Origin of the sequence: Kribbella sp. DT2 (genome assembly GCF_049844575.1) — a bacterium.
Taxonomy (GTDB): Bacteria; Actinomycetota; Actinomycetes; order Propionibacteriales; family Kribbellaceae; genus Kribbella.
The window spans coordinates 323479-335594 of record NZ_JBNCLH010000006.1; the positions used below are offsets into that span (position 1 = coordinate 323479).

At 70.3% G+C, this 12116-nt stretch carries 11 protein-coding genes; 7 read left to right on the forward strand and 4 right to left on the reverse strand.

Annotated features, from left to right (window positions below; all coding sequences use genetic code 11):
- Window positions 1–52 precede the first annotated feature (52 nt).
- The gene (locus ACLQ2O_RS26115) at window positions 53–1453 is read right to left on the reverse strand and encodes an MFS transporter (protein WP_425835873.1); all 1401 of its coding nucleotides are present in this window, start codon (window positions 1451–1453) and stop codon (window positions 53–55) included.
- An 85-nt stretch (window positions 1454–1538) separates the two neighbouring features.
- Between ACLQ2O_RS26115 and ACLQ2O_RS26120 the strand changes: the two genes are divergently transcribed.
- From ACLQ2O_RS26120 to ACLQ2O_RS26135, 4 genes are all read left to right on the forward strand, one after another.
- On the forward strand, window positions 1539–2126 hold the full coding sequence (locus ACLQ2O_RS26120) for a TetR/AcrR family transcriptional regulator (protein WP_425835875.1): 588 nt from the start codon (window positions 1539–1541) through the stop codon (window positions 2124–2126).
- Between the two features lie 173 nt (window positions 2127–2299).
- The gene (locus tag ACLQ2O_RS26125; RefSeq protein ID WP_425835877.1) at window positions 2300–3136 is read left to right on the forward strand and encodes an MIP/aquaporin family protein; all 837 of its coding nucleotides are present in this window, start codon (window positions 2300–2302) and stop codon (window positions 3134–3136) included.
- Window positions 3137–3163: 27 nt separating this feature from the next.
- Complete coding sequence (glpK, locus tag ACLQ2O_RS26130; protein ID WP_425835879.1) at window positions 3164–4681, forward strand: glycerol kinase GlpK; 1518 nt, start codon at window positions 3164–3166, stop codon at window positions 4679–4681.
- A 55-nt stretch (window positions 4682–4736) separates the two neighbouring features.
- Window positions 4737–6449 (forward strand): glycerol-3-phosphate dehydrogenase/oxidase, encoded by a 1713-nt coding sequence (locus tag ACLQ2O_RS26135; protein WP_425835881.1) that lies wholly within the window; start codon window positions 4737–4739, stop codon window positions 6447–6449.
- A gap of 49 nt (window positions 6450–6498) precedes the next feature.
- Here ACLQ2O_RS26135 and ACLQ2O_RS26140 read toward each other — a convergent pair whose 3' ends face one another.
- Complete coding sequence (locus ACLQ2O_RS26140) at window positions 6499–7476, reverse strand: saccharopine dehydrogenase NADP-binding domain-containing protein (RefSeq protein ID WP_425835883.1); 978 nt, start codon at window positions 7474–7476, stop codon at window positions 6499–6501.
- Window positions 7477–7524: 48 nt separating this feature from the next.
- Here ACLQ2O_RS26140 and ACLQ2O_RS26145 point away from each other — a divergent pair, with 48 nt between their 5' ends.
- The 3 genes from ACLQ2O_RS26145 (at window position 7525) to ACLQ2O_RS26155 (ending at window position 9823) form a co-directional block, all read left to right on the forward strand.
- Window positions 7525–8079, forward strand: a complete 555-nt coding sequence (locus ACLQ2O_RS26145; protein ID WP_425835885.1) for a TetR/AcrR family transcriptional regulator — start codon at window positions 7525–7527, stop codon at window positions 8077–8079.
- 174 nt (window positions 8080–8253) lie between these two features.
- Complete coding sequence (locus ACLQ2O_RS26150; protein ID WP_425835887.1) at window positions 8254–8940, forward strand: GNAT family N-acetyltransferase; 687 nt, start codon at window positions 8254–8256, stop codon at window positions 8938–8940.
- A gap of 73 nt (window positions 8941–9013) precedes the next feature.
- Window positions 9014–9823, forward strand: coding sequence for a GNAT family N-acetyltransferase (locus ACLQ2O_RS26155; RefSeq protein ID WP_425835889.1), 810 nt, complete (start codon window positions 9014–9016; stop codon window positions 9821–9823).
- Here ACLQ2O_RS26155 and glpK (ACLQ2O_RS26160) read toward each other — a convergent pair.
- Together glpK (ACLQ2O_RS26160) and ACLQ2O_RS26165 are read right to left on the reverse strand one after the other, a co-directional pair.
- A complete protein-coding gene (gene glpK, locus ACLQ2O_RS26160) occupies window positions 9820–11343 on the reverse strand; it encodes a glycerol kinase GlpK (RefSeq protein ID WP_425835891.1) in 1524 nt (507 codons plus the stop codon). The two genes, ACLQ2O_RS26155 and glpK (ACLQ2O_RS26160), sit on opposite strands and share 4 nt — an antisense overlap.
- On the reverse strand, window positions 11343–12101 hold the full coding sequence (locus ACLQ2O_RS26165) for an IclR family transcriptional regulator (RefSeq protein ID WP_425835893.1): 759 nt from the start codon (window positions 12099–12101) through the stop codon (window positions 11343–11345). Before ACLQ2O_RS26165 ends, glpK (ACLQ2O_RS26160) begins: the two co-directional genes overlap by 1 nt.
- Between the last annotated feature and the right edge of the window lie 15 nt (window positions 12102–12116).

Sequence of the window (12116 nt, forward strand, 5' to 3'; positions counted from 1 at the left end):
TTGTACGAGTGTCGCAGCGCGACCGGGCAGTCGATGGGGTCAGGCGGTCGGATCAGTGGGCGGCGGCCGGCCGCTCGAGGGTCGGGACGAGCAGGAGTGCGAGCAGTGCCGCGATGGCGGCGGTGACGGCGGCGAAGGTGAAGCCGCCGGTGAAGCCTGTGCCGGTGGTTCCCGCGATGCTTGCGGCGGCGATGCTGGAGACCACTGCGACTCCGAGTGCGGCGCCGAACTCGTGGAAGGTGCTGAGCAGGCCGGACGCCGTACCGGCTTCGTGGTGGGCTACTTGGGACAGGGTGGTGGCCGAGGAGGCGACGAAGGCTGCGCCGATGCCGGCGGCGCCGAGGCTGATGCCGGCGACGATCGTGACCGGGCCGTCCCAGATCGCCGCGATGGCCGTTCCGGCGGCGGCGGTCAGCAGTCCGGTCGCGGCGATCTTGCGTGCGCCCGCGCTGCCGATCGAGCGGCCGGCCAGTTGTGCGCCGAGGATCGTGGCGACCGCTACCGGCAGGAACAGCAGGCCGGTGCGGAGAGGGCCGTAGCCCTGGTGGTGCTGCAGGTAGAACGAGCCGAGGAAGAACACCGCGATCATCAGCGCCGTCGCGACCAGGATCAGGAACGTTCCCGCGGCCACCGGACGCCGGGTCAAGATGGCGAGATCCATCAGCGGCGACTTCACCGCACGCTGTACGGCGGCGAACACGGCGTACAGGATCACGGCCCCGGCCAGCAGTCCGAGGGTCTTGGCGCTGAGCCAGCCCCAGTCGCCGGCGTTGATCAGCGCGTAGATCGCCGTACCGGTCCCTGCGGTGACCAGCAGCGCGCCCGGAACGTCCAAGCGAGCTCGCGGCCCGGTCGGCAGATCACGCGACAGCGTCCCGCTCAGCAAGACGAACACCACGATGCCGATCGGCACGTTGATGTAGAACACCCACTGCCAGCCCGGCCCCGCGGTCAGCAGGCCACCGAGCAGTACGCCGATCGCCGAGCCGCCGCCGCCCAGCGCCGACCAGATCCCGAGTGCCTTGTTGCGTTCGTCGCCGTGGAACGTCCTGGTCACGACCGACAACGCGGCGGGGGACAGCATCGCCGCACCGATGCCTTGGGCAACGCGGCCGGCGATCACCGTGGTGGCGTTGTCGGCCAGGCCCGTGACCAGCGAGGCCACGGTGAACACGAGCAGGCCGGTCAGCACCACGCGGCGGGGGCCGAACAGGTCGGCCGCGCGACCGCCGAGCAGCATCAGCCCGCCGAACATCAGGGTGTAGGCGCTGACGACCCAGGTCAGGGTGTCGCGGGCCAGGCCGAGATCGGTGCCGATGTGCGGCAGCGCGATCGCGACCACGGTCACGTCGAGGATCAGCATGAACTGCGCGACGCCCAGCAGCGCCAGCAGGCGCCAGCGCCCCGGGTCCGCGGTCACGGTTCCGGTCTGGCCGGCGGTCTGGTCGGACACGACGACACCTCCAATTCGTACAGCAGTGTTTGAGTTAGGTGCGCTACAGTAACTCGTACATCAGTGTTCGACAAGAGGAGGACGGGTGGCCGCGACCCGCGAGAAGGCACCGGCGAAACGCGCCGACGCGCAGCGCAGCATCGCGGCGATCCTCGACGCCGCCGTCCGCTGCCTGAGCCGGAACCCGGACGCCAGCGTCAGCGAGATCGCCAAGACCGCCGGCGTCGGACGCGTGACCGTCTACGGGCACTTCCCGAACCGGGCCGACCTCGTCGAAGCGGCGATGATGCGCGCGATCGACGAAGGTCACGCCGCCCTGGAAGCGGTGGACCTGTCCGGCGACCCGCGTGAGGCGATGACCCGGCTCATCGATTCCAGCTGGCAGCTGGTGAACCAGTCACGCTCCCTGCTGATCGCCGCCCAGGACGTCTTGCCGTCAGGGAGGGTCCGTGACCTGCACGCCGGGCCGGCCCAGCGCATGGAGCGCCTGGTCGAGCGCGGTCGTGACGCGGGGGCGTTCCGCACCGACCTGCCGACCACCTGGCTGGTGAGCGTCCTGCACAGCGTGATGCACAGCGCCGCCGACGAGATCAACGCCGACCGCCTGACCCCGGACAAGGCCGCCGAGTACATCACCGCCACCGTGCTGTCCGCGTTCGCACCGCCTGACTGACCGGGAGCCGTGCCGCCCGGCGTGATCAAGCCGGGGGGAGGTTGTACGAGTGTCGCAGTGGTACGGGCCGCTCCCGGCGTTCGACAATGTCGAACGTACGGCGTTGTGCCGCCTCGCAATCGCTCCTACATTCCAGTCCTCCGTGGTTGTCACGGGGTGGAAGGGAGACAGGCATGGCTACGACCGAAGCAGTCAAGGCGAAGACCCTTCTGGGGGAGATGTCCGCCGAGTTCGCCGGTACGTTCATCCTGATTCTGTTCGGTTGCGGCGTGGTGGCGCAGGTCGCCGCGGCCGGGATCGGGGACCACGACTCGATCGCGTGGGCCTGGGGGCTGGGGGTGACCCTGGGCATCTACGTCGCGGGCCGGATGACCGGTGCGCACCTCAACCCCGCGGTGACGATCGCGCTGGCGGCCTTCCGCGGGTTCTCCTGGAAGAAGGTGCTGCCGTACTCGGTCGCGCAGTTCCTCGGCGCGTTTCTGGCGGCACTGGTGGTCCGCTGGAACTACACCGAAGCGCTCGGCAAGTTCGACCCCGGTCACACGATCAAGAGCCAGGGCGTGTTCTCCACACTCCCTGGCAACGGCTCGATGGACCTCGGCGTCGACCTGTGGGGCGGCTTCCGCGACCAGGTCATCGGTACGGCGATCCTGCTGTTCGTCATCCTGGCGATCACCGACCTGCGCAACACGTCGCCGGGGGTCAACCTGGCGCCGTTCGTCGTGGGCCTGCTGGTAGTCGGCATCGGCATGGCCTGGGGCACCAACGCCGGGTACGCGATCAACCCGGCCCGTGACTTCGGGCCGCGGCTCGCGTCGTTCTTCACCGGGTACGACGGGGCCTTCAAGGATCAGTTCGGGGATGTCTACTTCTGGGTGCCGATCGTGGCACCGATCATCGGCGCGCTGGTCGGCGCGTTCCTCTACGACCTGCTGGTCGGGCGCAACCTGCCGATCGCGGACGAGGACGAAGAGCCGGGCCGCATCCCTGAGGACAACACCACAGCATGACTTCGACGTGTGAGGAGAGGACTTTCCATGGCTGACTTCGTCGGTGCCGTCGACCAGGGCACCACGAGCACCCGCTTCATGATCTTCGACCACTCCGGCAACGAGGTGGGCAAGCACCAGCTGGAGCACTCCCAGATCCTGCCGCAGGCAGGCTGGGTGGAGCACAACCCGGTGGAGATCTGGGAGCGGACCAGCTCGGTCATCAGGACCGCGCTGAACGCGAACAACCTGCAGGCCGGCGACCTGGCGGCGCTCGGTATCACCAACCAGCGCGAGACGGCGGTGGTCTGGAACCGCAAGACCGGGCGGCCGTACTACAACGCGATCGTCTGGCAGGACACCCGGACCGACCGGATCGCCTCGGCGCTGGAGCGCGAGGGCAAGGGCGACGTGATCCGGCAGAAGGCCGGGCTGCCGCCGGCGACGTACTTCTCGGCCGGCAAGGTGCAGTGGATCCTGGAGAACGTCGACGGGGTCCGTGAGGCCGCCGAGGCCGGTGACGCCGTCTTCGGCAACACCGACACCTGGCTGCTGTGGCATCTGACCGGCGGCGTCGACGGCGGGGTGCACATCACCGACGTGACGAACGCCAGCCGCACGATGCTGATGAACCTGGAGACGCTCGACTGGGACGACGAGCTGATCAGCTTCTTCGACATCCCCCGGCAGATGCTGCCGGAGATCCGTCCGTCGTCGGACCCCAACAAGTACGGCGAGACGCTGGCGAACGGCCCGCTCGGCGGCGTCGTCCCGCTGACCGGTGACCTCGGGGACCAGCAGGCCGCGACGGTCGGTCAGGTCTGCTTCAACCCGGGCGAGGCCAAGAACACCTACGGCACCGGCAACTTCATGCTGCTGAACACCGGCACCGAACTGGTCCGCTCCAAGGCCGGCCTGCTGAGCACGATGGCGTACAAGTTCGGCGACGACGCGCCGGTCTACGCGCTGGAGGGCTCGATCGCGGTCACCGGGTCGGCGGTCCAGTGGCTGCGCGACCAGCTCGGCATCATCTCCGGTGCGAGCGAGACCGAGACGCTGGCCCGGCAGGTCGAGGACAACGGCGGGGTGTACTTCGTCCCGGCGTTCTCCGGCCTGTTCGCGCCGTACTGGCGCTCGGACGCCCGCGGCGCGATCGTCGGGCTGTCGCGGTTCAACACCAACGCCCACCTGGCGCGAGCAACACTGGAAGCGATCTGCTACCAGAGCAAGGACGTGGCCGACGCGATGGAGAAGGACTCGGGTGTGAAGCTCGAGGTGCTCAAGGTCGACGGCGGTGTCACGGCCAACGAGCTCTGCATGCAGATGCAGGCCGACATCCTCGGCGTACCGGTGAGCAAGCCGGTCGTCGCGGAGACCACGGCGCTCGGCGCGGCGTACGCGGCCGGGCTGGCGGTCGGGTTCTGGAACAACACCGACGAACTGGTGCAGAACTGGAACGAGGACAAGCGCTGGAGCCCGGAGTGGAACGACGAGCAGCGTGCGGCCGGGTACAAGGGCTGGGAGAAGGCCGTCCAGCGGACGCTCGACTGGGTCGACGTCGACTAGCAGCACGACGCAGTAGGCAGTAGGCAGTAGAGAGACAACCGGAAGGAACAGCACAGTGGCGGTAGTGGCTCTGTCCCCGCAAGCGAGGTCGGAGGCCATCGACGCGATGGCGGACGGCCGCGAACTGGACGTCCTGGTGATCGGCGGCGGGGTGGTCGGCACCGGGTCGGCCCTGGACGCCGCGACCCGGGGCCTGACCACCGGCCTGCTGGAGGCCCGCGACTACGCGAGCGGAACCTCCAGCCGGTCCAGCAAGCTGATGCACGGTGGCTTGCGGTACCTGGAGATGCTCGACTTCCGGCTGGTGCACGAGGCGTTGCAGGAGCGCGGCCTGCTCCTGCAACGCCTGGCACCGCACCTGGTCAAGCCGGTGCCGTTCCTCTACCCGCTCCAGCACCGCTGGTGGGAGCGGTTCTACGCCGGCGCCGGCGTAGCCCTGTACGACGCGATGGCGGTCAGCTCGGGCAACGGCGCCGGCCTGCCGATGCACCGGCACCTGACCCGGCGGGGCGCGATGCGGCTGGTGCCGAGCCTGAAGAAGTCGGCCCTGGTCGGCGCGATCCAGTACTACGACGCCCAGGTCGACGACGCCCGGCACACGATGGAGCTGGCACGGACAGCGGCGTCGTACGGCGCGCACGTCGCGAACCGGGTGAAGGTGACCGGGTTCCTGCGGCAGGGCGAGCGGGTGACCGGCGTCCAGGCCAAGGACCTGGAGAGCGGGCGTGAGTTCGAGGTCCGGGCCAAGCAGGTGATCAACGCGACCGGCGTGTGGACCGACGACACCCAGGCGATGGTCGGGGAGCGCGGGCAGTACCACGTCCGCGCGTCGAAGGGCATCCACCTGGTGGTGCCGAAGGACCGGATCCAGTCCAGCAGCGGGATGATCCTGCGGACCGAGAAGTCCGTGCTGTTCATCATCCCGTGGGGCCGGCACTGGCTGATCGGCACCACCGACACCGACTGGAACCTGGACAAGGCGCACCCGGCCGCGACCAGCAAGGACATCGAGTACCTGCTCGACCACGTGAACGCCGTACTGAACACGCCACTGACCCGTGAGGACGTCGAGGGCGTGTACGCCGGACTGCGGCCGCTGCTGGCGGGCGAGTCGGAGAGCACTTCGAAGCTGTCCCGCGAGCACGTCGTCGCGCACGCGGCGCCGGGGCTGGTTGTGGTGGCCGGAGGCAAGTACACGACGTACCGGGTGATGGCCAAGGACGCCGTCGACGCGGTCGCCAACGCGCTCGACGGGCGGGTCCCGAAGTGCACTACCAAGACCATCCCGCTGGTCGGCGCGGACGGGTACCCGGCGCTGTGGAACCAGCGGCACCTGATCGCCCAGGAGTCCGGGTTGCACGTGGCCCGGATCGAGCACCTGCTCAATCGGTACGGCGCCCTGATCAACGAGGTGCTCGCGTTGGTGAAGGACGACCCGTCGCTCGGTGAGCAGCTGCCCGGGACGCAGGACTACCTGAAGGCCGAGGTCGTGTACGCGGCCCGGTCCGAGGGCGCCCGGCACCTGGACGACGTACTGGCTCGGCGGACCCGGATCTCGATCGAGGCCTGGGACCGTGGCGCCGGTGCTGCCGAGGCCGCGGCCCGGCTGATCGCGCCGGAGCTCGGCTGGAACGAGGACACGATCGAGCGCGAGGTGTCGTTCTACCTGCGCCGCGTCCAGTCCGAGCGCGACTCCCAGGACCAGCCCGACGACGAGTCCGCCGACAAGGTCCGCCTGGAAGCGCCGGACATCGTCTCGCCGGTCTGAAATGCTTGCCCGGAGCACCTTCGTGGGGGGTGCTCCGGGCATTGGTCTGTCAGAAGGTGGCACCCAGCTCCAGCAGGCGCTGTACGGCGTACGCCGGGTCGACAAGTGACTCGGTGGTGTGCAGCCCGGGAGAGGCCGGCTCGTTCTCCAGCCCCAGCAGGCTTTCCAGGCCGAGGGTGATGCCGAGCGCGGTCAGCGGGCGCTGGCCGTGGGGGTGAATCAGGTACCGGGTCGACCTGAGCGGGTTGCCGGCCTGGTCGGTGCCTTCGAGGTCGATGCGGACCTCGACCGACGCGCGGCCGCCCGTACGACGCCCGGAGGACTCGCCGACCGCCATGTCGAAGCGGACGTCGGCGGCGCCGGTGGCCAGGGCCAGGCTCGTGACGTCGAGGATCGCGAGGCTCTGCGCGGGATGCACGGTGCCGTCGCCGGCGACCATCTCGGTGCCGACGTCCTGGATCCACTGGAACGTGCCGTCGCGCCGTACGAGACCCGCGGTCGTCGCCGTCGACCAGCGCGCGAGATCAGCCGCTCCTGCCGGGCCGCCGACGTCCAGCTCGTCCAGCAGCGCCTGCACCTGGATGCTGTCGACCTGGGCGAAGTCCTTGGCTGCCGCGAGGGTCGCCAGTACGGCGATGCCCGCGCACCAGTGGCTGGCGACCAGGATCGGCGCGGCGGCCGGGCGCTGGGCGGCGGCCACGAGCTCCGGGGACGTGTCGACGAGCGCGCTGGAGATGCTCAGGTAGGGCACCCCGTGGTCCTGGGCGTAGTGCAGACCGTTGTGATGGGAGTCCCACAAGGCCGCGACGACGGCCGAGTAGGTGTGGCCGGTGGGCAGGCCGAGGTCGCGCCGGCGAAGGTCGATCGTCACGGCGGTCGCCGTACCGAGGTCGCCGGCGATCTTCTGGGCACGGCCGAGATCGCGGCCGGCGATCGTGATCGGCAGGTCCGGGTGCCGGCGGCGGAGCAACGCGGCGGTGTCGGACCCGGCCTGTCCGGTGCCGCCGAGAATCAGGACGGAGTGCATGGTTCCTCCTAGCTACATTATGTAGGTTGCATCTTGTAGGATAGGCACATGACAGTGCGGTTGAGCAAGCAGGCCAGGCGCGAGCAGCTGCTCGACGCGGCGGTGGCGCTGGTCCGGTCCCGCGGCGCGGACGGGCTGACGCTGGTCACGCTGGCGGAGGCGGCCGGGGTGAGCCGGCCGATCGTCTACGACCACTTCGGGACCAGGTCCGGCCTGCTGATCGAGCTGTACCGGCGGCTGGACGAGCGGCACAAGACCGCGATCGAGGCCGCGGTGCGGGAGGCGGCGCCGGAGCTCGACGATGTTGCGCGGGTGATCGGTGCGGCGTACTTCGCGTGCGTCAGCGAGATGCCGGAGCTGGCTGCCGTGTCGGCGGCGGTGAAGGGGACCCCGGAGACGGAGGCCGTCCAGCGGGAGTTGCTCGACGGGTACGTCGAGCTGATGGCGGCCGCGCTGGCGCCGTACTCGAAGCTCGGGGCCGATGCGCTGAGGTTGCGGTGCGTCGGCGTACTGGGAGCGGCTGAGGCGCTGGCGTCCCGGCCGGGCGGTGAGGAGGCGTTGGTCGCGCTGATCGTCGGTGGGTTACTGCCAAGAAGGTGCTGAGGGCAACCAAGTTCGTCACCTGGTGTTTCCCCGGGAGGGCTAGGCTCCCGGCATGGACATGGTTGCGCTGGCGGAGGCCACCGAGGGAAACCTGATGCTGGGCCTGCTCGAAGCCGGCGAGCGGGTGCGCGAGCGGATGGGGCTGGCCGGCGGCGGATCGGTGGCGGCATCGCGTTGTCGGCGAGCAAGGACACCTCCGGGTTCTGGTCGAAGGCGCAGGGATTCGGGTTCAGCAAGCCGCTGACCGCCGAGGTGCTCGACGAGGTGATCGGTTTCTACCGTTCCGAGGGGACGGCGAGCGCCAACTTCCACCTTCCGGAGCAGGTGCTGCCGGCCGACTGGGCCGAGCTGGCCGCGAAGTACGCGCTGACCCGCGGGCCTTCGCTGGTCAAGCTGCGACGTGACGACAGCCCGGTCGCGGCGGCGCCGACGCCGCTCCGGGTCGGCCCGATCACGGAGGCCGACGCCGATGCCTGGGCGGCGGTGCAGGTCGAGGCGTTCGGGTTCGAGGACGGCGACGGGCGGATGGCGGAGATGCTGGCCGCGATCGGCAGGATCGCCGGCGTCACGGCGTACGGTGCCTGGGACGGCGACCTCCTGGTCGCCACCGGTGCCCTGTCCGTCGACGGCGAGGCCGCCGAGCTGGTCAGCGCCGCGACCCGCCCGGCGTACCGGGGGCGCGGAGCGCAGTCCGCGCTGGTCGCGCGCCGGACGCAGGACGCGGTGGCGGCGGGCTGCCGCTCGATCTTCGTGGAGACCGGCAAGCCCGGACCGGGGGACCGCAACCAGTCGCTGGAGAACCTGCGGCGGGCCGGGTTCGAGGTGATCTACGAGCGCCCGATCTGGGCCTGGAGAGCCTGACCTGAAAGGTTTGCGCGTCCGGCATAGTGTCGGGTCGGAACATCGTCACGGGGATGTGGCCTGGAGGCAATGAATGGATCGGATCGCCGAGCTGATCGAGGCAGCTGAGGCGGAAGCGGTGTGGGGCTACGAGAGCTCGGCCCCACCCCCGGTGGCGGAGTCGCTGAGGCTCGCGAGCCGCCGGATCGGTGGTGGTGTCGTGCTGGCGCTGCCCGACGACGTGACGAACTACTGGAGCAAGGCGCTCGGCTTCGGCTTCGAGGCGCCGGTGACGCTCGACCTGGTCGAGGAGGTCGTCGAGTTCTACCGCACCCATGACGTGCGCCTGGCGACGCTGCAGTTCGCGCCGTCGGTGCTGCCCCGGGACTGGGACGCGATCGTGGCGAAGACCGGGCTGACCGCCGGCGGGACCTGGCTGAAGCTCGCGCGACTGGCCGGCCTGGTCGAGTCCGCCGACACCGACCTGCGGATCGACGAGGTCCCGGCGGAGCAGGCCGACGAGTGGGCGACGACGCTGCTGCGTGGTTTCGGGATGCCGACCGACCAGCTGGTGCCGATGATCTCGGCCGCCGTCGACCGGCCCGGCTTCACGCCGTACGGCGCCTGGGACGGCGACACGATGGTCGGCGCGGCGACGCTGGCGATCCACGACCAGGTGGCGTCGTTCGCGGGCGCCGCCGTACTGCCGGAGTACCGGGGGCGCGGCGCACAGTCGGCGTTGCTGGCCGTGCGGGCCCGGCAGGCTTCGGCTGACGGCGCGAAGTGGTTGAGCGCGGAGACCGGCAAGCCTTCTGACGGTGAGCAGAACTCGTCGCTCAACAACATGCTCCGGACCGGCTTCGAGATCCGCTACGCCCGGCAGAACTGGATCTGGCGCGCCTAGTTGTTGCTGTCCTGCTGCTCGGGGCGGATCCAGCCGAAGGTGCGCTGGACCGCCGCCTGCCAGTTGGCGTACTCGGTGGCTCGCCGGTCCGGGTCCATACCGGGCAGCCACTGGCCGGCGCGGTGCCAGTTGCTGCGCAGGCCTTCGAGGTCCGGCCAGTAGCCGACCGCCAGGCCGGCGGCGTACGCGGCACCGAGCGAGACGGTCTCGGTCACCATCGGCCGGACCACCCGGACGTCGAGCAGGTCGGCGAGGAACTGCATCAGCAGGTTGTTCGCGGTCATCCCGCCGTCGACCTTGAGCGCCTTGAGCGCGATCCCGGAGTCGGCGTTCATCGCGTCGACGACCTCGAGGGTCTGGAAGGCGGTCGCCTCCAGGACGGCCCGGGCCAGGTGGCCCTTGGTGATGTACGACGTGAGCCCGGCGATCACACCGCGCGCCTCGCTGCGCCAGTGCGGCGCGAACAGGCCGGAGAACGCGGGCACGATGTACGCGCCGCCGTTGTCCTCGACGGTCCGGGCCAGCGTCTCGATCTCGGCGGCGGTGTGGATCAGCCCGAGCCCGTCGCGGAACCACTGCACCAGTGAGCCGGTGACGGCCATCGAGCCTTCCAGCGCGTACGCCGCCGGCTGGTCGCCGATCTGGTACGCGACCGTGGTCAGCATGCCGTGCGTCGACCGGACGATCTCCTTGCCGGTGTTGAGCAGGAGGAACGAGCCGGTGCCGTACGTGCACTTCGCTTCGCCGGGGCTGAAGCAGGTCTGGCCGAACAGCGCGGCCTGCTGGTCGCCGAGCGCCGCGCCGATCCGGACGCCGGGGAGCACCGTGGCCGCCGTACCGAAGACGCCGGAGGACGGCCGGATCTCGGGGAGGACCGACCGCGGGACGTTGAACGCGTCGAGGAGCTGGTCGTCCCACTCGAGGGTCTCGATGTTCATCAGCATCGTGCGGCTGGCGTTGGTGACGTCGGTGGCGTGCAGGCCGCCGTCCGGTCCGCCGGTGAAGTTCCAGATCAGCCAGGACTCCATGGTCCCGAAGAGGACGTCGCCGGCTTCGGCCCGGGCGCGCAGGCCGGGGGTGTGGTCGAGCATCCAGCGCAGGCGGGGCGCGGAGAAGTAGGTGGTGAGGGGGAGGCCGCAGAGGTCGACGAAGCGGTCGGGGCCTTCGTCGCCGGCCAGCTCGGTGATCAGGCGGTCGGTGCGGGTGTCCTGCCAGACGACGGCGTGGCCCACCGGCTGTCCCGTACGGCGGTCCCAGAGCAGGCTGGTCTCGCGTTGGTTGGTGATGCCGATGGCAACGATCTGGCTCGGCTCGGCGCCGATCTGCCGGATCGCGGCGGGCACCACCCGGGTGACGTTGCGCCAGATCTCGGCCGCGTCGTGCTCGACCCAGCCGGGCCGCGGGAAGTACTGCTTGTGCTCGCGCTGCGCCACCGAGACGAGCCGGCCGCGGCGGTCGAAGAGGATGCAGCGGGTGGAGTTGGTGCCCTGGTCGACCGCTGCGACGTACTGCTCTGCCATCAGCCGTCTTCCCGGAGGTCGCGGCCGATGGCCTCGGCGGTGGCCCGGACCATCGTGACCAGGTCGGTGCGGTGCCGCAGGCGGCTGTCGCAGATCCGCTCGATCCGGCCGGTGAGGCCGACGGCGCCGACGACGAGACCACCGAGGCCGCGGATCGGCGCGGCGATGCCGGCCAGCTCGACCGTGTGCTCCTCGAACTCGCCGGCCCAGCCCTTGGCGCGGACCGCGGCCAGTTCGTCGGCCAGCCGGGCAGGTCCGACGATCGTCCGGGTGGTGAAGGCTTCCAGGGTCTTCGGTTTGGCCGCGCCGCTGGTGTCGAAGGCGAGCACCGCCTTGCCGAGTGCGGTCGCGTGCGGCGGGAGCGTCGTACCGACGTCCAGGTCCTGATCGCTGTCGTCCGGCCGGAAGACGTGGTGCACGACGACCACCTTGCCCTCGACCAGCCGCCCGACCCGGACCACCTCGCCGCTGCGCGAGGCCAGCGAGTCGGCCCAGTTGATCGCGCGGCTGCGCAACTCGTTGGGATCGAGGTAGGTCTCGCCGAGCCGCCCGAAGGCGTCGCTCAGCCGGTAGTGCGCACCCGAGTGGTCCTGCTCGACGAAGCCGACCTGGTGCAGCGTCCGGACGATCCCGTGCACGGTCGCCTTCGCCAGCCCGAGCGCGTTGCCGAGATCGGCGACACCCAGCCCGTTCGGCGCGGCCGCGAGCAGGCGCAGCACTGCGGCAGCACGCTCGATCGATTGGACGCTGCCCGGCACACCGGCAGGCTACCG